The following is a 21,416-nucleotide window of genomic DNA, read 5'->3' on the forward strand; positions in this document are numbered from 1 at the left end:
CCTGCTAAATAAAAACATCAAAATACCAACCGATAAACCAACAGTATGAACAGTATCGACATCTCCATTATAATAATATACATCGCCTTAACTTTGGGGGTAGGTATCTGGATTTCAAAAAAAGCCTCTAAAGGATTAGACTCTTATTTTTTGGGGGGCAACAGTATTAAATGGTATTATTTAGGGTTAAGTAATGGTTCGGGTATGTTTGATGTGTCTGGTACGGCATGGATGGTCGGTATTCTGTTTTTGTATGGTGCCAAAAGTTTTATGTTTATGTGGATTTGGCCTATTTGGAACCAAATCTTTATCATGATTTTTTTGGCCGCTTGGATTCGTCGGTCGAATATTATGACAGGTTCAGAATGGATTCTGACCCGTTTTGGTGATGATAGGGCCGGAAGAGCATCTCACTTAATAGTAGCTATATTTGCCATTATTGCTTCCATAGGTTTTATTGCCTATTTCTTTGAAGGTGTTGGTAAATTTATGACTATTATTTTACCTTGGGACTTAAGCATCTCTTTGGGAAATGGCATCTTGCTAACTTCTGAGCAAAGCTATGCTCTCATTATTATATTTTTAACCACCATCTACACCATTAAAGGCGGAATGTTTTCTGTTGTAGCTACCGAAGTATTGCAATACATTATTATGGTCTTAGCTGGTGTATTGGTAGCTGTTTATGCGTTTTTCACCATTAGTGATGCCCAAATTACGTCTATTATTCCTGCAGAATGGAACTCCATTCTCTTTGGCTGGGAACTAGAAGGCTTTTGGGATGGCAAACTCCAAGCCTTTAATGATTTAATCGATTCCCAAGGTTATAAAATGTTTGGGGCTTTTATAGGCATGTCCTTATTTAAAGGATTCTTTGCCAGTATCGCAGGTCCAACACCAAGCTACGATATGCAACGGATACTATCAACAAGATCGGTAAAAGAAGCAGCCTATATGAGTGGGTTTACAAATCTTATTTTATTCATTCCACGTTATTTGCTAATAGGAGGAATTGTGGTTATAGGGCTTGTGTTCTTAACACCTGAAATGAGCACCTTATCTGGTGTTAGTTCTAACGATCTGGAAATTATTCTGCCAAAAGTGATTAATTTTCACGTACCTGTAGGTGTTAAAGGATTATTGCTGGCCGGTTTATTAGCAGCATTTATGAGTACTTTTTCAGCATTTGTAAATTCTGGCCCCGCGTATATTGTAAACGATATCTATAAAAAGTATTTTAAACCGGAAGCTTCGGCAAAACACTATGTAAAAGCAAGCCATTTGGCATCGTTTGCAATAGTAATTATAGGGGTTGTTATGGGGTTTTTTGCAGAGTCTATTAATTCCTTAACCCTATGGATTACCAGTGCATTGTATGGAGGTTACGTGGCGGCCAACTTTTTAAAATGGGTTTGGTGGCGCTTTAATGGATGGGGTTATTTTTGGGGAATGCTAAGCGGTTTAATTATTGCAACCCTTCAGTATTTATTGGATTTGAACAAAACAAATTTTGAGATCGACACATGGCTTTACGACCTAGCGCAAATACCCCCAATTTATGTCTTCCCTATATTATTCTTTGTCTCACTATTGGGATCTTTTTTGGGCACTTGGCTTACTCCTGCAACCAATATGGAAACCCTTAAAAGCTTTTATAACAACGTTAGACCTTGGGGGTGGTGGAATCCAGTATATAAGGCTCTTAATAATGAAGATGGTACCATTACCAAAAACAACAATTTTATTAGCGACATGATTAATTGTGTTATTGGCATTGTATGGCAATCCAGCATGATTCTATTACCTATATATTTTATGGTTAGAGCCTACCCTAAAGCCCTTTGGACACTAATGTTATTTGTTATAACTTCAGTAATTTTAAAATTCACTTGGTTAGACAAGGTTAAAAAATATAAAAATTAAGAACTGAATAAAAAACTAAATGTCTTTTCGAATGATTCCGGACTTGCTTAGGTATAGCATCAAGAACTAAATCAAGATAAGACAACAAAATTAACTACATATTTATGAACTCCATTCCTTGGCAAGATAGACCTAAAAACTGTAACGACGTGATGTGGCGGTATTCTGAAAATCCTATTATAGAACGTTATCATATCCCAACATCCAATAGTATTTTTAATAGTGCTGTTGTCCCTTTTAAAGATGGTTATGCTGGCGTTTTTAGGTGTGATAATAAAGCAGTACAAATGAACATTTTTGCTGGATTTAGCAAAGACGGTATTCATTGGGATATCAACCATCAGCCAATTGAAATGAAAGCTGGGAATACCCAAATGATTGATTCTGATTACAAATACGACCCGCGTGTGGTTTTTATTGAAGATCGCTATTGGATTACATGGTGCAACGGATATCACGGACCAACTATAGGTATTGCTTATACGTTCGATTTCAAGGAATTTTTTCAATGTGAAAATGCCTTTTTACCTTTTAATAGAAATGGTGTGTTATTTCCTAAGAAAATAAACGGAAAATATGCCATGCTAAGTCGCCCTAGTGATAACGGACATACACCTTTTGGTGATATTTATATAAGCTACAGTCCCGATATGAAATACTGGGGTGAACATCGGTGCGTAATGAAAGCTACTCCTTTTGAAGACAGTGCGTGGCAATGCACAAAAATTGGTGCAGGACCAATTCCTATATTAACCCATGAAGGTTGGTTGATGATTTATCATGGAGTGATTACTACCTGCAACGGATTTCGCTATGCTATGGGAGCAGCATTACTTGACGAAAATGAGCCCAATAATGTCAAACACAGAACACAACCATATTTGTTAGGCCCAGCAGTAGATTACGAAATGGTAGGCGACGTTCCCAATGTTGTATTTCCTTGTGCCGCATTACATGATATTGAAGAAGATAAATTAGCGGTCTATTATGGTGCTGCCGATACAGTAGTAGCTCTTGCTTTTGGAAAAATAAGTGAAATTATCGAGTTTACTAAAAGCAATAGTTTATAAAGAATATTGAAGTGTTTAAAGTTAAAAAGTGTCTAAAGTGTTTATAAAGCAAATAAAGTTTACGTTTTTAGTGGTAGCCCTTGGTTCCTATTCCATACTAAGTTGTGCCCAAACCAAACAAGATATTGTACCTCAAACTTATGTTGCTCATAAAACACAGGAAACCATAACAATTGATGGGAAAGCAGATGAAACAAGTTGGCAAAAAGCCAAATGGACTAACGACTTTATAGATATTGAAGGTATAGTGACTCCAAAATACAAAACCAAAGTTAAAATGCTTTGGGATGAGACCTACTTTTACATCTTTGCTAATATTGAAGAACCCCACGTATGGGCTGACATTAAAAAACACGATGCCGTTATTTTTTACAATAATGACTTTGAAGTATTTGTAGATCCCGATGGCGATACCTATAACTACTACGAAACGGAAATAAACGCACTTAATACAGTTTGGGACCTGTTCATTACAAAACCCTATAGAGAGAATAATGTTGTTCTTAACGATTATGAAACGACTGGATTGAAATCGGCTGTGCAGATTCACGGTACCTTAAATGACCCTAATGACATTGATGAAGGTTGGACATTGGAAATTGCCATTCCATGGGATGTATATAAGACTTCATACTACGAGGATGCCGTACCTAGAGATCGGTTTTTTCGAGTTAATTTTTCTAGGGTTAATTGGAATTACAGCTTAGAAAATGGCAAATATTCCAGAAAAAAAGACGATAATGGCGACTACCTACATGAATACAATTGGGTATGGTCGCCCATAGGAGTTATCAATATGCACGAACCAGAAAAATGGGGCTATGTGTATTTTTCTACAAAGAAAATTGGCCAAACAGATCATTTTATCATTCCACAGGATGAAAAAATAAAATGGGAGTTATTTAAGTTATATCGTGCACAGAAAAAATATCATGAAATCAATAAAAAATGGGCTAACTCAATTGAAAATTTAACGCCTTCTGCTGTTACAATAGATAGTGAAATCTTATACCCAATATTAGAAACTCATAATTTTGGCTATAATATCTCGGTAAAAAGCCCTTTTACAAAAAAAATGCTAATCATTAATCAGGAAGGAAAATTCAAATCACAATAAAACTGTAGTCATTAATTATATGAGGTTTATTATAACATCCATAAAATCAATTACCTATTTTAGTTTATTTATACTTGTTTTTGCTTGTTCAAAACCTAAAAACATCAAAATAAAATCTGTTGAAAACTTAAAAATTATTGGTTATGTTGCGGGTTACGAAGATTTTGATCCCGCACAGGTCGATGCTACTAAACTTACCCATATTAATTATGCCTTTGCGAATATTGTTGATGGATATCCAAAGTTCGAATTGGATATAGATTCCTCCAAAATCTCAAAACTGATAGCCCTTAAAAAAAAGAATCCAGATTTAAAGGTACTGTATTCTATTGGCGGATGGGTATGGTCCGATAAGTTTTCACATGTTGCTGCTTACCCTGAAACGAGGTTGCAATTTGCAATTAATAGTGTAGCACTTATGAAAAAACACGGGTTTGATGGCATAGATTTAGATTGGGAATACCCTGGACAACGTGGTGAAGACAATGCCTTTAGACCCTCAGATAAAGAAAACTTCACTCTGCTCCTTGCTGAAGTTAGAAAGCAGTTGGATAAGGTTGGAAAAACAGACCAAACTCATTACCTGCTTACTATTGCAACTGGAGCAGACCAAAATTATATTGACCATACCAATTTAGAGAAAGCACATCAATACCTAGATTTTATCAATGTAATGTGTTATGATTTTTATCATGGTTGGCACTATCAAACGGGTCATCATGCCAATTTATATCCTTCAGAAAAAGAAAAATTCATGGGTAATAGTGGACAGGAAGCCATTAACCGACATATAAAAGCAGGTGTACCCGCTGAAAAACTAATCATGGGGATTCCGTTTTATGGGAGAATGTGGGAAAAAGTATCTATAGGGAATAACGGTCTCTATCAAACCGCTATGTCTACAGGAATGATTGTACCTTACTGGGATATTCTTGAAAAAATGAAATCGGGAAAGTACCAAAAAGGTTATGATGACTCAGCCAAAGCATCCTATTTATGGAATGCTAACGACAGTATTTTTATTTCTTGGGAAACTCCAAAAGAAATTCAACTAAAAACAAATTATATCAAACAAAATGGATTGGGGGGCACTATGTTTTGGGAATACAGTCTGGATAAAGACCAAGAGCTGCTCGATGCACTTTATAAAAACATGAAATAAACTTAAGTTCAAAGAAAATGAAAACCATACATTTATTGTTCACTATACTATTTCTTAGTATTACTGCATGTAACCAAAAAAAAGGAGATAAACAAGAAATAGCTGAAACATCAAGTATTGAAATCCCTGCATTTGAATTTGGCACTTGGATTACATCCAATAAAAACAAATCAAATGAAGATTACGCTGCTGAATTCAAAAAATATAAAGATGCCGGCATAGATGAAGTGCTTATAAACACTGGCACCGATCCAATAGAATTAGAGCGACTGGTACCTATAGCAACAAAAGTAGGCTTAAAAGTCCATGCTTGGATTATGGCGGTGAACCGCCCAGGAGACACCGTAGCTTTAAAACACCCAGAATGGTACCAAGTAAGTCGCGACGGTAAATCTTGCCACGATACGCGCCCCTATGTGGGCTACTACCAATGGTTATGTCCTACCAGAGAAGCTTCTAGAAACCATATTTTAGGTTTGGTTGAGGGACTGGCTAAGGTCGATGGTATTGAAAGTGTACATTTAGATTATATACGTTTTCCAGATATCTTCTTGCCTATTGGGTTATTGCCTAAGTATAATTTGGTTCAGGATGAAGAATTACCAGAATACGATTTTTGTTATTGTGATGTATGTGTGGAAGCTTTTGAAAATATGCACCATAAAAACCCTAGGGAAATTAAAAATACAGCTATAGATATGGAATGGAAAAACTTCCGCTTAAATGCTATTAAGGCCTTGGTAGATGATGCCTATAAAATTGTAAATAAAAACAATAAAAAATTAACCGCAGCAGTATTTCCGTATCCCGAAATGGCAGATCATATGGTGCGCCAGCGTTGGGATAAATGGGATATTGATGAAGTATACCCCATGATTTACCACAGCTTTTACAATGAGGAAATCGATTGGATTGGTTATGCCACCAAACAAGGTGTCGCCGATTTAGAAGCTAAAAATGTGGGGCTTAACACAGGCATTTATTTACCGCCTTTCACTTCGGGCGATGAATTAAAAGAAGCTATAAGATTAGCAATAGATAATGGCGCCAAAGGTGTTACATTTTTTGATGGCCCCGCACTAACGCCTGAATATTTACAGGCTATAAAGGAAGTAAAAGCATCATTAAAACTGTAGTTAGAATATAATGATAAAAATAAAAAGCATGGCAAACAGAAGAGATTTTATAAAGAAAGCGGCTTTAGGCTCAATGGGTATAAGTGCTATGGTAAGCTGCAAAGAACTTGCTAAAGATGATGAAAAAACTGAACCTCTTTTAGTAAAAAAAACACAAAAACCTTTAATTATAGCCACTTGGAAACATGGTCTGCCTGCCAATGAAGCTGCTTGGAAAACCCTTACCAATGGAGGTACAGGTATTGATGCTGTTGAAGCTGGCGTAAGAGTTCCCGAAGGTGACCCTAACGAGCGTAGCGTAGGTTATGGCGGATTGCCAGACCGTGAGGGAAAGGTAACTTTAGACGCTTGCATTATGGACGCTAACAGTAATTGTGGGTCAGTATCCTTCTTACAAGGTATTAAGCACCCTATTTCGGTAGCTAGAAAAGTGATGGAAGAAACTCCACATGTCATGCTTTCAGGTGAAGGAGCCCTTCAATTTGCACTATCTCAAGGATTCAAAGAAGAAAATCTATTAACCCCAAAATCTGAAGAAGATTGGAAAAACTGGTTGAAAAAGTCAAAATATAAACCTGTTATAAATATAGAAAACCATGACACTATAAGTATGCTGGTGTTAGATGACAACGGAAATCTATCCGGAGCCTGCACAACTAGTGGAGCTGCATGGAAAATGCATGGTCGTGTTGGCGATTCACCAATCATTGGTGCAGGATTATTTTTAGACAATGAAGTTGGAGCAGCAGCAGCTACCGGTCTTGGGGAAGCTGTTATTCGAACCGCTGGAAGCGCTATGGTTGTAGAACAAATGCGAATGGGGAAATCCCCTACCGAAGCTTGTAAAATAATTGTAGAACGCATTTACAACAAACACAAAAACCATCCTGACATGGAATACCTTCAAGTAGGCTTTATTGCCATTAACAAACAAGGGGAACATGGTGGGTACAGCTTGCGTTCCGGCTTTGACTATGCGGTTTACGACAAGGATAACGGTAACAGAATGGAGGATGCTACATATAAAATGACTTGGGATGAAAAATAAAACCTATTTTACAATAAAATCAATAGTTACAATCTTTTTTGTGACAGTATTCATGGGATGTCAAAGTAAACCCAAAAAAACATTTACCATAAATGATATTAAGGTCATACCAAAGCCAACAACATTAACCCTTGAACAAGGCAGCTTTAGCTTTAATAAAAATACAAAGGTTTATGTTACTAATGATGCTCAATTACAGGCCGCAGGTATTTTATTAAACAGATTAAAAATCGCAGCAAGCTTAGATCTAGAAGTAGTTAAAATGCCACCATCATCAAACTTTATTCAGTTTAAACTAAACGAAGATTTACAAAATGAGGCATATCAATTAAATGTAAACAGTAAAAGCATTACCGTTGAAGCCAATAGTTTTTCAGGGTTTATATATGGCTCTGAGACTTTGCGACAATTATTGCCTGCCGAAATTGAAAGCCAAAACAATATTGAGTCTGTAGCATGGGTAATTCCAAATGTCAACATCACCGATTCTCCACGTTTCAAATGGCGGGGCTTAATGTTGGACCTATCTCGACATTTTTTTGAAAAAGACTATATTAAGCAGACTATAGATCGCTTGGCCTATTTAAAAATGAACACCTTGCACCTACATTTAGTGGATGATCAAGGTTGGCGCATTGAAATAAAACAATATCCAAAACTTACCGAAGTAGGAGCTTTTAGGGTAAACCAAGAAGACAAACCTTGGAATGCCAGACACACTCCAAAACCAGAAGAAAAAGGAACCTATGGTGGTTTCCTTACTCAAGAAGATATTAAAGATATTGTTGCTTATGCTCAATCACGAGGGGTTACGGTAGTACCTGAAATTGAAATGCCAGCCCATGTTACAAGCGCTATTGCATCATACCCAGAGTTATCTTGTTTAGAGAAACCGGTAGCTGTTCCTTCAGGAGGACTTTGGCCAATAACAGATATTTTCTGTGCTGGAAAAGAATCTACATTTGAATTTTTAGAAAACGTTTTAACAGAAGTTATGGGTTTATTCCCCTCAAAGTATATTCATGTTGGTGGAGATGAAGCAACCAAAACCAATTGGAAAACCTGTAAGCATTGCCAAAAAAGAATGAAAACGGAAGGCTTGGAAAATGTTGAAGAACTACAGAGTTATTTTATTAAACGCATGGAACGATTTATTAGCTATAAAGGGCGTGTTTTAATTGGTTGGGATGAAATTCTAGAAGGTGGTTTGGCTCCTGGGGCAGCGGTAATGAGTTGGCGCGGTGTTAAAGGTGGCTTGGAAGCATCGTCCGAAGGACACGATGTGGTGATGACTCCCGGGTCACATTGCTATTTTGACCATTACCAAGGAGATATGGATACCGAACCCAAAGCTTGGGGTGGTTATACTCCAATTAGTAAAGTGTATGATTTTGACCCCGTTGTTGAATCCATGACCGAAAAACAAGCTCATCACGTATTAGGTGGGCAAGCTAATTTATGGGCAGAATATGTGTCTACCACATCACATTCAGAATATATGATTTTTCCAAGATTAGTGGCTTTATCCGAAACCCTTTGGAGTCCTAAGGCGGATAGAAATTGGGAAGAATTCACCACCCGATTAACACCTATGTTTAAGCGCCTAGAATACCAAGGCATTAATTATGCCAAAAGTGCTTATAATATTTCTGCCGAAACACATGTTAACAATAATACAAATGTAATATCCGTTACACTTAAAAATGAATTCCCTAATCCCGATATACGTTACACTTTAGACGGAACCGATGTAAACAATATGGCTATTCCCTACCAAACTCCTATTGAAATTACAAAGACCACTACGATTGAAGCGTCCTTATATGAAAACAACAAACCGATAGGTAAAGTTTTTGAAAAAACATTTAATTACCATAAAGGTGTTGGCAAACCCGTAAATTATATTACCAAATACAGCAACAGCTATCAAGGCGCCGGTACTAACAACATGAACAATATCGTTAGAGGTTCTAAAAACTTTCATGATGGCCAATGGCAAGCATGGATAGGTAATGACATGGAGTTGGTTATCGACCTAGAAAAAACAACCGAAGTTAGTAAAGTAAGCGTGGGCTCAATGGAAAATCAAGGGCCGGCGATTTACTTCCCAACTCATATAGAGGTTCTACTATCTAACGATGGAAAAAAGTTTAATAGTGTTGGTAAAATAAATAGACCTTTTAATTCAAATGCTGAGATAGTGCTTAAAGATTTTACCATTGCATTTGAAAAAAGAACATCGAGATATGTAAAGGTTATAGCTAAAAGCCTAAAAAAAACTCCTAATGGTGGAGGGGCTTGGTTATTTGTGGATGAAATCACAATAGAGTAATTATAATGTTTTCAGCTATAACTCACTGTTATTCGTCGAAATTTTTTTGTATATTTTATACATAAACCCCATATTATGGGTTCATTTGTTAAAACTATAAGTTTTATCATAATATTATTTGATTTTTTTAAATTAATATATTAATTAACAATACATTACAATGTTTAATCCTAAAACCTTAAGATCGTTAAAGCTAGCATTGTATTTTATAATACCATTCACTCTTTTACTGCTGATTAAATATAAACTCAGTAGAACCAATGTTGATTACACAGCACTAGGCAATACCCTATCAAACCACAGCTCAAGTACTTCCAGCTCCAATGTTGAACTCCCCCAAGCCATCGATTACATTTTTCATGTAAAACCCATTCTTTCAGATCGCTGTTATTTATGCCATGGACCTGATGAAGGCACTCGAGAAGCAGGATTACGTTTAGACACAAAAGAAGGCGCTTATGCAGCTATCGGTGAACATTTAGATAGATATGCCATTGTACCTAACAATATTGAAGCAAGCCAGTTGGTTCATAAAATCAATAGTCAAGATCCTGAAAAAGTCATGCCTCCCCCAGATTCAAACCTAAAATTATCGGATTACGAAAAAAAGATTCTTACCAAATGGGTAGAACAAGGCGCTGAATGGAAAGATCATTGGTCTTTTATTCCTCCAGCTAAACCAGAGATTCCTAAAGTTTCTATTACAAATTGGCCAAGCAACGAAATAGATTATTTCATTTTAAAACATTTGGATGAAAAAGGGTTAACTCCTTCTGAAAAAGCATCAAAAGAAAAATTAATTAGGAAAGTTTATTTCGACCTAACAGGTTTGCCTCCCTCACTTGCAGCTATTGACGAATTTTTATCGAATCAAGATGAAAATGCTTATGAAAAAGTCGTTGATAAACTCTTGGCGTCCAAAGCCTATGGAGAACGTATGGCATCGAATTGGCTTGATATAGCTCGTTATGCAGACACTCATGGTTATCAGGACGATTTGGAACGAGTCATGTGGCCATGGCGTGATTGGGTAATCCATGCATTTAATGAAAATTTATCTTATGACGAATTTATTAAATGGCAAATCGCTGGTGACCTCCTACCTAATCCAACATTAGAACAAATTGTCGCTACGGGATTTAACAGAAATCATAAAATTACACAAGAAGGTGGTGTAATTGATGAAGAATACAGAGTTGAGTACGTTATGGATCGTACCAATACAACCTCTACAGCTCTATTGGGTTTAACTATGGAATGTGCAAGATGTCATGATCATAAATACGATCCAATATCACAAAAAGAATTTTATAGCATTTATGGGTTCTTTAATAAAGTAGATGAAAAAGGTAGAATTGAATATGATGAAATTCCAGAACCTAATATTAAGATAACAAATAAAGAAATTGAAGAAAGTTTGTCTTTTATAAATAAGCCTGATTCCATCCCTGAAATTAGGCTAATGGTTATGAAAGATGGTGCTCCAGACAGGCAAACCTATATCTTAAAAAGAGGTCAATATAACGCTCCTACTGATAAAGTAAGTACAGGAACACCAGATGCTATCTTATCATTTCCTGAAACTCTCCCTAAAAACAGACTAGGATTAGTCCAATGGCTTTTCGACGAAAAAAACCCTTTAACAGCTAGGGTCGCCATTAACAGAATATGGCAGCAAATTTTTGGAACAGGAATTGTTTCTACTGTCGATGATTTTGGCAACCAAGGTGCTTTACCTACACACCCTGAATTATTAGACTGGTTGGCAGTTACCTTTAGGGAAAAAGGCTGGGATATGAAACAAATGATTAAAATGATGGTCATGTCCAGCACCTATCAACAAACCTCAAAAGCAACACCCGAACTATTAGAAATAGATCCTGACAATCTATTACTGGCTCGAAGTTCAAGAAGTAAGTTAACCGCCGAAATGGTACGAGACAATGCATTAGCATTAAGCGGTCTTTTAGTTGATAAAATTGGTGGGCCTAGCGTAAAACCATTTCAACCAGAGGGCTTGTGGGCAGAAACTACATCTGGCCAAGGACTAACAAAGTACATTATGGATTCAGGTGAAAATAAGTATAGAAGAAGCTTGTACACGTTTTGGAAACGGACAGTCCCCCCTCCGGCCATGATTACCTTTGATGCCGCAACACGAGATATTTGTTCGGTCAAGCGCCAAAAAACAAGCACACCACTTCAAGCCTTGGTAATGTTAAATGACCCCCAATTAATTGAAGCTTCTGAACATTTAGCACAAGATATACTTGATTTAGATTCATTGAACGATGAAGAACGTATAAAAAGAATTTTTAGAAAAATAACATCGCGTTACCCACAAAAAGATGAAACCGATAAACTGTTGGACTATTTAGAATCATCAAAAGAAACTTTTGAACTAAATTCTCAAGGCACAATAATATCCAATACTGAAGAAAACAACAAAGAGCTATATGCATATATTGTATTAACCAGTTTAATTTTTAATCTTGATGAAGCGATTGTAAAAGGATAATACCATGGATGAGTTAAGCAAACATTTTATTAATAACAACCGAAGACATTTTCTTAAAAAACTTGGATTTGGTATTGGAGGTTTAGCTGCGGCTTCATTACTGGATCCTTTTTCCAGCTTTTCTGGTCAAGAACAGTTAAATAGTTCTTTAGGATTAAACTTACCTCATTTTGCTCCTAAAGCAAAAAGAATCATATATCTTTTCCAGAGTGGTGGTCCATCCCAATTAGAGCTTTTTGATTATAAGCCGTTACTTGATAAAATGCGAGGTCAAGACCTTCCAGACTCGGTAAGGAAAGGGCAACGGTTAACAGGGATGACCTCTGGTCAAGAACGTTTTCCTTTAGTTGGAAGCCTTTTTAAATTTAACCAATATGGAGAATCCAGGGCTTGGGTGAGTGACCTAATGCCATATACTGCCAAAATAGTAGATGAGCTATGTTTCATTAAATCCATGCATACTGAAGCTATTAACCACGATCCCGCCATCACCTTTTTTCAAACGGGATCTCAGCAAACAGGAAGACCTAGTATGGGCTCTTGGTTTAGTTATGGCCTTGGTAGCTTAAATGAAAACCTACCTGCGTTTACAGTATTATTATCGCGAGGTACTGGGCGTCCATTTTCACAACCTCTGTATTCACGCCTTTGGGGTAATGGTTTTTTAAGCTCATTACATCAAGGCGTACAGTTTAGATCAGGCAAGGATCCTGTATTATACCTTAAAGATCCCGAAGGTATGACCCGAGGTGAACGTAGAAAAATGTTAGATTATATAAGTGAGCTCAACCATAAGCAGGAAGAAGAATTTGGTGATCCAGAAATCAATAGTCGTATTGCACAATATGAAATGGCATACCGTATGCAAACATCTGTTCCTGAAACAATGAACATAGATGATGAGCCAGAGCATATTATAAAAATGTACGGTGCCAATTGTACAACTCCAGGCACCTATGCCTCAAATTGTTTGCTAGCAAGACGATTAGTTGAAAAAGACGTGCGATTTGTTCAACTTTATCATATGGGTTGGGACCAGCATTTCGATTTGCCATCTCAAATAGAAAGACAAGCAAGAGACATCGACCAAGCTACAGCGGCTTTAATTCTGGACCTAAAACAACGTGGGTTACTTGAAGATACACTTGTGGTATGGGGTGGTGAGTTTGGCAGGACCAATTACAGTCAAGGCACTTTAACTGACATCAATTATGGTAGGGACCATCATCCTAAATGTTTTACCATGTTCATGGCCGGCGGTGGCGTAAAACCCGGATTTACCTATGGTGAAACTGATGATTTTGGATATAACATTGCTAAGGACCCTATGCATGTACACGATTTGCAAGCTACTATAATGCACCAAATGGGTATTGACCACACCAAGTTTACTTACAAACACCAAGGCAGACGATTCAGACTTACAGATGTGTCTGGTCATGTTATTAACGATATACTTACATAATCATGAGCCGTAGAATCTTTTTAAAACAATCATCCTGTGCATCGTTGGGTATCTTATTGTCCCCTTTGTATAGTAATGCTTTTTCTTTTAGTGACAACAAAGATATTATTATTGGGCATAATTCACATCAATATAAAGTTAATATGAACTGGGGGAATTTAGATCCATTAAAAACTCCAGTAAAAGATTGTCATGAAATGGTTCAGGACTCAAAAGGGCGTATTGTCTTGCTAACCAATCACACTAAAAACAATATTATCATCTATGATAAGTCGGGCAAATTATTGGAAACATGGGGCACTCAATTTCCTGGTGGTCATGGTTTAACTTTATGCAAAGAAAACGGTGAAGATTTTCTATTAATTACCGATTATGAAAGACATCAAATCATTAAAACTACTATTGATGGTAAAGTTATTTTTGAAATAGATTATCCAAAAGAAACCGGGAAATACAATGCTAAAGAAGAGTTTAAACCAACCGAAACAACCGTTTTGGAAAATGGTGATTTTTATGTCGCCGATGGTTATGGAAATCAATACATCTTGCATTACAACCATAAAGGAGAATTATTGAACATTTTTGGTGGTCGAGGTACTGGTGATTCCCAATTTTTAAATGCACATGGTATTTGTTACGATAACAGAGATAAAAACAATCCATCAATTTTAATTTCTGCCAGGGAAATGAACATACTGAAGCGTTTCAGTTTGGATGGCAACTATATGTCATCAATAGACATTCCTGGGGCATTGATTTGTAGACCTGTAATTCATAAAGACCATATTTATTTTGCCGTATTAAAATCGAAAAAAGCACCTAATAGCGATTCCGGTTTCTTACTAATAATGGACAACAACAATAAGGTTGTTTCCTGTCCAGGAGCAACAGCACCCACCTACAATAATAGTAATTTAGAAGAGTTGTACCAAACTATTAGGTTATTCCAATATCCCCATGATGTTTGCATAGACGAAGACGAAAATGTATATGTAGCACAATGGAATTCAGGAAACACTTATCCTATTAAACTATCAAGAGTATGAAGCTAAAAGTAATAATATGCTTTTTAGCATTTATATTTTTTAATTGTAAGCAGAAACCAGAGAACCTGTTTTTACAACAAGATCAAATTCAAATAACCCAACCTAGGCTAGAAGCTACTAATCAACTAATAGATTCTATAGCTTATTTAACTGCGAGCTTAAAATTGGAAGGCACTAAAATTTACTATACGACTAATGGTGAATCTCCTTCTGAAAATTCAAACCTATATACTTCGCCAATAAAAGTTATAAATCCTGGAACATATAAATTTAAGGCCTATCATCCTGACTGGAAAGAAAGCGATATTGTTGAGAAAGTATTTTATAAAAAAGGCATTCCTATTGATAGTATTATTTGGCATTCGAATGCAAGTGATCGCTACAAAGGTGTTGGTTCATTGACATTAAACAACAACAAAAAAGGAACTGTTGATTTTAAGGATACTCAATGGCTAGGTTTTGATACCATTGCACATGCTTCCTTACAATTAAAAATTGAATCGTTTGTTAAATCTCTAACTATTGGTTATTTAAGTGATCCTAGCTCTTGGATTTTCCCTCCAGAACATATTACTGTAAAAACATCGGTTGATGGTAATAATTTTAAGAAGTTGTCTATCAACCTACAATCAATTGACGGTATTTCGGCCCCATCTTTAAAACATGTTGATATCCCCATTGGGGAACCCATAAAATATGTTCAGGTAGAAGTAAAAAATGTATCATCCATTCCAGACTGGCATGAAGGAAAAGGAAATAAAGCATGGCTATTTATGGACGAATGGGTTTTAAACTATTAACTGAATGAAGGTTTTAAAAACGAAACATATTTTAACAATTACCGTTGTATTTGTTACGGTTTTAATCGTATTTGTTCAACCATCAAGGGTGGTACTTTTTTTAGGCAGATTCCATCCCGTTATTTTGCACCTCCCCATTGGAGCTATTATACTTACCCTATTCATAGATATTGTTGGACGCATAAAAAACAATTACCCCAGTTTAGTTATTCAATATGCTTTAGGGTTTTCTTTGGTTTTTTCAGTATTAGCTTGTATTCTAGGTTATTTTTTATCATTTGAAGGCGGTTATGATTTAAATACACTAGATAAACATTTATGGCTAGGCGTAATTTCCACTTTGCTTATTACAGGTCTATTTCTTTTAAGTAAATCTAAAAGGAAACGCACCTCAAAACTGTTTATACCATTTTTTGTATTAACATTGATTGGTATTACAATTACAGGTCATTATGGAAGCATCTTGACTCATGGAAGTGATTTTTTAACCCAATATGCTAAAACTCCTGTCAAATTGAAGCCTATAAAGCAAATAGACAGCCTGAAACTATTTGATGATGTTGTTTTTAAAATTTTGGATTCCAAATGCATTCAATGCCATAACACAACTAAAAGAAAAGGAGAATTAGCTTTAAACACTCCCGAAAACATTTTAAAAGGAGGGAAACATGGTAAAGTAATTGTAAAAGGAAATGCTAGTGAAAGTCAACTATTTAAAAGCATAACACTACCATTGTCAGATGACAAACACATGCCTCCAGAGGGAAAACCTCAACTAACTAAAGAAGAGCAATGGCTTATCTCTTATTGGATAAACCATAACGCCAATTTTGAAAATAAAGTTGTTAATTTAACTGAAAATGATACATTAAATAAGTTACTCGAAAAATATCTAGTTTTTGAAACCCATAATATTAAAGAGGCTTCATTGAGCGATATCAATAAGGTTAAAGGTGTTGGCTTTTCAATATTTAAATTAGTTCCTAACAAACCTGAGCTTAGTGTAAAATTTCAAAAAACAGAACTAAGTAAAGACGCCTTAAAAGTGTTGGAAAAAATTAAAGACCAAATTATCGAATTGGACTTAAGCAATACCAATCTATCAGATGAAATGACTATTGGTTTTAAAAAGTTTAAAAATCTTAAAAAATTACATATAAACAATACTGATATTACTGACGTGTCCTTGAAGTCTTTATATAATGCCAAAAGACTTCAAACCCTAAACCTATATAATACCAAAGTTACTAATAAAGGTTTGAATACACTTTTGGAAAATATTGTTCCAAAGCACATTTATGTATGGCAAACAGAAGTCGACGATAAAGCTATTGCCATGTTAAAATCAAAATATGATACAGTAATATATGGCGCAGCAGATACTAATTTTGTTGAAATTTCTAATTTAGAAACTCCAACATTCCTTTCGGATAAAAATTTATTTGTAGATACCATTTCTGTTAGGCTTCAATCCAAAATCAAAAATGTTAAAATCTATTATACCCTTGATGGTACTGACCCCGATTCGACATCACTTATTTACCAAGATAAGATTTTCTTAGATCGCCCTGCACAATTAAAAATAAGAACATATAAAAAGGGATGGTTACCAAGTAATATATTGGAAAAAAAGTTTTTTAAGGTAAAACACCAAGTCTCAAAATACAACTTAGTGAACCAACCCGACGAAAGATACCCTGGAGGGAATAAATTATTTGATTTTAAAGAAGGTAGTGAGTTGTTTAGGGACGGTAAATGGATAGGATTTTCTGGTGATGACATTAATGCAACAATAGATTTGGAATCGGTTAAGACCATTGACAAAATTTCCGTAAATTGTTTGGAAAATGTTGCCAATTGGATTCTTTTTCCCAAGAAAATATTGGTATATTCAGCAACAAACGAAAATTCTGATTTCAGAAAAATAGGAGAACTTACAATTAACAGAACGGGACAATATGGGAATGGTACAGAAATAAAAAAATATACTATTAATATCCCCAATACAAAAACCCAATATTTAAGAGTAGTGGTAGAAAATTTTAAAACACTACCTAGTTGGCACGAAGGTGCTGGAACTGATGCTTGGCTTTTTGTAGATGAAATTCTAATACAGTAATAAAAATGAAACACTTTTTTAAGATTACAACAACCTCTTTTTTTATTCTTTTTGGATTAATAGCAAAAAGCCAAAATACTGAACTATCAAAAGAAGAACGCCTAGAATGGTTTAAAGACGCAAAGTTTGGGGTTTTTATTCATTGGGGTATTTATTCGGTTAATGGCATAGATGAATCTTGGTCTTTCTTTAATAAATACATCCAATATTCTGACTATATGAAACAACTAGACGGTTTTACGGCCAAAAAATACAACCCTGAATATTGGGCCAACATCATTAAGGAAAGTGGTGCTAAATACACAGTTATTACTACAAAGCACCATGATGGTGTTGCCCTTTGGGACTCTAAATATGGCAATCTGAATACGGTTAAGCAAACTAAGGCTAAAAAAGATTTGCTAACACCTTTTGTTAAGGCTGCTCGTAAAGAAAACCTAAAAGTAGGCTTATATTATTCCTTATTGGATTGGTCTTACCCTGATTACCCTAATTTTTTAAGGGGCGAAAAGCGATATACCGAAGATGCCAAGCGGTGGGAAAAATTCACCAAATATAATTTCGGCCAAATAGAGGAATTAACACGTTACGATCCTGATTTATATTGGTTTGATGGTGATTGGGAGCAATCTGCTGAAAAATGGAAAGCCAAAGAAATTCGTCAATTATTGTTGGATAGAACTCCAACAACTATTATAAATTCAAGGCTCCAAGGCTATGGTGACTATGCTACTCCAGAACAAGGTGTGCCCGTAACAAAACCAGAAAACAAGTATTGGGAATTATGTTTAACCATGAATAACTCATGGGGCTACCAACCAAACGATAAACAATATAAATCAGTAAACCAATTGATACGTATTTTAGTTGACTGTATTAGTATGGGAGGGAATTTACTGCTTGACATAGGCCCCAAACCAGACGGCACTATTCCACAAGAACAAATAGATATTTTACAAGGTATTGGCAAGTGGACCAACAAACATAAAGAAGCTATTTATGGGACTAGAGCAGGTATTCCGCATGGTCACTTTAATGGATATACCGCACTATCAAAAGACAAAAACATTTTGTATTTATATGTAGACTACAAACCAAATGGTCCCTTATTGATAAAAGGACTTAAAAACAAGGTCAATAGAATATGGGTAGTTGGCAATGGCACAAAGTTATCACATCAGGTGGTTGGTAAACAATACTGGAGTGCTGTTCCCGGTTTGTTATATATAGACATGCCTGAAAAAGTACAAGATGATAATGTTACTGTAATTGCGGTGTTATTGGATGGCGAAGTAGATTTGTATAGAGAGGAAGGGCAAAAAATTGAAAGTAATTAAAAATGAAGTTCTCTTTAAAGATTTTTAAAGTATATCTAATTATTGTTTTATTTTCTTTTACATCGTGTAAACAGGATACAAAAGATAGTAATACAACTGTTATCGGTTTAAAAACCAACCTCGTTGACTTTGTCAACCCATTAATGGGTACCGATTCTGATTTCAGTCTATCCAATGGTAATACCTATCCTGCTATAGCCACACCTTGGGGCATGAACTTCTGGACACCTCAAACCTCTAAAATGGGTGATGGCTGGACCTATAAGTACGATGACAAAACCATTAGGGGAATTAAACAGACCCATCAACCAAGTCCTTGGATAAACGATTATGCAGCTTTTTCATTAATGGCTGTTACAGGCAATCTAAAATACAAAGAAGACGAACGTGCTTCCTATTTTTCGCATAAAGCTGAAATTGTAAAACCGAATTATTACAGTGTGTACTTGGCAGATTACGATATTACAGCCGAGGTTACCCCTGCCGAACGTGCGGCCCATTTTAAATTCACTTTCCCAAAAGCCGATTCATCCTATATTATGCTAGATGCTTTCTTTAAAGGCTCCATGGTGAAAATCATCCCAAAAGAACGTAAAATAATTGGCTACTGTCGAAATAACAGTGGTGGTGTTCCTGATAATTTTCACAATTATTTTGTGGCTCAATTTGATAAGGATTTTGAAGTGAATCATACTTGGGGGGATGATTGGCAACTCCAAAAAAACTCTAGCAGAAGTCAAGGTGAGCATGTAGGTGCCATTATTGGTTTTAAAACCAATAATGGCGAACAGATACACGTTAAAGTCGCCTCCTCCTTTATTAGCCCAGAGCAAGCCGAATTAAATTTACAGCAAGAAATAGGTAACGATTCTTTCGAGCAGACCAAAGAAAAAGCACAATTGGCTTGGGAAAACGAATTGCATCGCATTACCATTGAGGATGATAATGTAGATAACATCCGAACCTTTTATTCCTGTTTGTATCGCGTGTTGTTATTCCCAAGAAAATTTTACGAATACGATGCCGATGGAAACATCCTGCATTACAGCCCATATAACGGCAAAGTGCTACCAGGATATATGTTTACCGATAATGGGTTTTGGGACACTTTTAGAGCGGTTTTCCCATTTTTTAATTTGATGTATCCAGAATTGAACAGTCAAATTATGGAAGGTTTGGCCAATACCTATAAAGAATCGGGCTGGTTACCCGAGTGGGCCAGTCCAGGGCATCGCGATTGCATGATCGGTTCCAACTCTGCTCCAATTATTGCAGACGCTTTTTTAAAGGGTAACGTAAAAGATAAAGATGCAGATGTGCTTTTTGAAGCCGTTTTAAAAAACGCCCAAGTTTCCGAAGGACGTCCCGTTAACTCGGTAGGACGCGCAGGTTTGGAATACTACAATACCTTAGGCTACGTACCTTACAATGTCGGTATCCATGAAAATACAGCGCGTACTTTAGAATATGCTTATGCCGACTTCACCATAGCCAGAATGGCTGAAAAATTCGGCCAAAAGGATGTAGCGAATGCATTTTACGAGCAATCCAACAACTATAAAAAGGTATTCGATGCCTCAACCAATCTTATGCGTGGTAAAAATGAGGACGGCAGTTTTCAGTCTCCTTTCAACCCTTTAAAATGGGGTGATGCGTTTACCGAAGGCAATAGCTTACATTATACCTGGTCCGTGTTTCATGATGTACAAGGGTTAATCGATTTAATGGGTGGAAAAGAAAATTTTATTTCTAAACTAGATGAAGTTTTTACTATGCCCCCTGATTTTGATGATTCCTACTACGGTTTTACCATACATGAAATACGTGAAATGCAGATTATGAATATGGGCAACTATGCACATGGCAATCAACCCATTCAACATATGATCTACTTGTACAATTATGCAGGAGTACCCTACAAAACCCAAGAAAAAATTCGCAAGGTATTAACTAAATTATACACTCCTACTCCAGATGGCTATTGTGGCGATGAAGATAACGGACAAACCTCTGCTTGGTATGTGTTTAGTGCTTTAGGATTTTATCCTGTTACGCCAAGCATTGACCAATATGTATTAGGCAGCCCTTTATTCAAAAAAGCGGCCATTACATTAGAAAACGGAAAAACCTTTATTATAACTGCTAATAATAATTCAGAAGACCACATGTATATAAACTCAGCTTATTTGAACAATTTGGACTGGGAACATAATTTTATTCGTTTTCAAGACCTTATTAAAGGAGGGCAACTCAATTTTATTATGAGCAAATCACCTAATAAAGAGAGAGGCATTAATACCGAAAATATGCCTTATTCATTAAGCAATCAAAATAAATATTAAG

14 protein-coding genes are annotated in these 21,416 nt (G+C 36.0%); all 14 read left to right on the plus strand.

Annotated features, from left to right (window positions below; genetic code table 11):
• Positions 1-45: 45 nt before the first annotated feature.
• A complete protein-coding gene (locus K7G79_RS07395) occupies positions 46-1,923 on the plus strand; it encodes a sodium:solute symporter family protein (protein ID WP_223550632.1) in 1,878 nt (625 codons plus the stop codon).
• A gap of 104 nt (positions 1,924-2,027) precedes the next feature.
• Positions 2,028-2,993, plus strand: coding sequence for a glycoside hydrolase family 130 protein (locus K7G79_RS07400; protein ID WP_223550634.1), 966 nt, complete (start codon positions 2,028-2,030; stop codon positions 2,991-2,993).
• A gap of 37 nt (positions 2,994-3,030) precedes the next feature.
• Positions 3,031-4,110 carry a carbohydrate-binding family 9-like protein gene (locus tag K7G79_RS07405; protein WP_370634197.1) on the plus strand — a complete coding sequence of 360 codons (1,080 nt, stop codon included), beginning with the start codon at positions 3,031-3,033 and terminating at the stop codon, positions 4,108-4,110.
• Positions 4,111-4,129: 19 nt separating this feature from the next.
• Complete coding sequence (locus K7G79_RS07410; protein WP_223550635.1) at positions 4,130-5,272, plus strand: glycoside hydrolase family 18 protein; 1,143 nt, start codon at positions 4,130-4,132, stop codon at positions 5,270-5,272.
• A gap of 17 nt (positions 5,273-5,289) precedes the next feature.
• Entirely contained in the window at positions 5,290-6,408 is a 1,119-nt protein-coding gene (locus tag K7G79_RS07415; protein WP_223550637.1) for a putative glycoside hydrolase, read from the plus strand.
• A gap of 28 nt (positions 6,409-6,436) precedes the next feature.
• Positions 6,437-7,456: an isoaspartyl peptidase/L-asparaginase family protein gene (locus K7G79_RS07420; protein ID WP_223550639.1), complete on the plus strand. Its 1,020-nt coding sequence runs from the start codon at positions 6,437-6,439 to the stop codon at positions 7,454-7,456.
• Positions 7,446-9,788 carry a beta-N-acetylhexosaminidase gene (locus K7G79_RS07425; protein WP_223550641.1) on the plus strand — a complete coding sequence of 781 codons (2,343 nt, stop codon included), beginning with the start codon at positions 7,446-7,448 and terminating at the stop codon, positions 9,786-9,788. The genes K7G79_RS07420 and K7G79_RS07425 overlap by 11 nt, the downstream gene beginning before the upstream one ends.
• A 160-nt stretch (positions 9,789-9,948) precedes the next feature.
• Complete coding sequence (locus K7G79_RS07430) at positions 9,949-12,306, plus strand: PSD1 and planctomycete cytochrome C domain-containing protein (protein ID WP_223550643.1); 2,358 nt, start codon at positions 9,949-9,951, stop codon at positions 12,304-12,306.
• 4 nt (positions 12,307-12,310) lie between these two features.
• Positions 12,311-13,771 carry a DUF1501 domain-containing protein gene (locus K7G79_RS07435; protein ID WP_223550645.1) on the plus strand — a complete coding sequence of 487 codons (1,461 nt, stop codon included), beginning with the start codon at positions 12,311-12,313 and terminating at the stop codon, positions 13,769-13,771.
• Between the two features lie 2 nt (positions 13,772-13,773).
• Positions 13,774-14,817: a 6-bladed beta-propeller gene (locus K7G79_RS07440; RefSeq protein WP_223550647.1), complete on the plus strand. Its 1,044-nt coding sequence runs from the start codon at positions 13,774-13,776 to the stop codon at positions 14,815-14,817.
• Positions 14,814-15,617 carry a chitobiase/beta-hexosaminidase C-terminal domain-containing protein gene (locus K7G79_RS07445; protein WP_223550649.1) on the plus strand — a complete coding sequence of 268 codons (804 nt, stop codon included), beginning with the start codon at positions 14,814-14,816 and terminating at the stop codon, positions 15,615-15,617. Before K7G79_RS07440 ends, K7G79_RS07445 begins: the two co-directional genes overlap by 4 nt.
• A gap of 4 nt (positions 15,618-15,621) precedes the next feature.
• Entirely contained in the window at positions 15,622-17,736 is a 2,115-nt protein-coding gene (locus tag K7G79_RS07450; RefSeq protein WP_223550651.1) for a c-type cytochrome domain-containing protein, read from the plus strand.
• A gap of 5 nt (positions 17,737-17,741) precedes the next feature.
• Positions 17,742-19,073 carry an alpha-L-fucosidase gene (locus K7G79_RS07455; protein WP_223550653.1) on the plus strand — a complete coding sequence of 444 codons (1,332 nt, stop codon included), beginning with the start codon at positions 17,742-17,744 and terminating at the stop codon, positions 19,071-19,073.
• 2 nt (positions 19,074-19,075) lie between these two features.
• The gene (locus K7G79_RS07460; RefSeq protein ID WP_223550655.1) at positions 19,076-21,415 is read left to right on the plus strand and encodes a GH92 family glycosyl hydrolase; all 2,340 of its coding nucleotides are present in this window, start codon (positions 19,076-19,078) and stop codon (positions 21,413-21,415) included.
• The last annotated feature ends 1 nt before the right edge of the window (position 21,416 follow it).

Source organism: Aestuariivivens sp. NBU2969 (genome assembly GCF_019931125.1).
Classification (GTDB): domain Bacteria; phylum Bacteroidota; class Bacteroidia; order Flavobacteriales; family Flavobacteriaceae; genus Aestuariivivens; species Aestuariivivens marinum.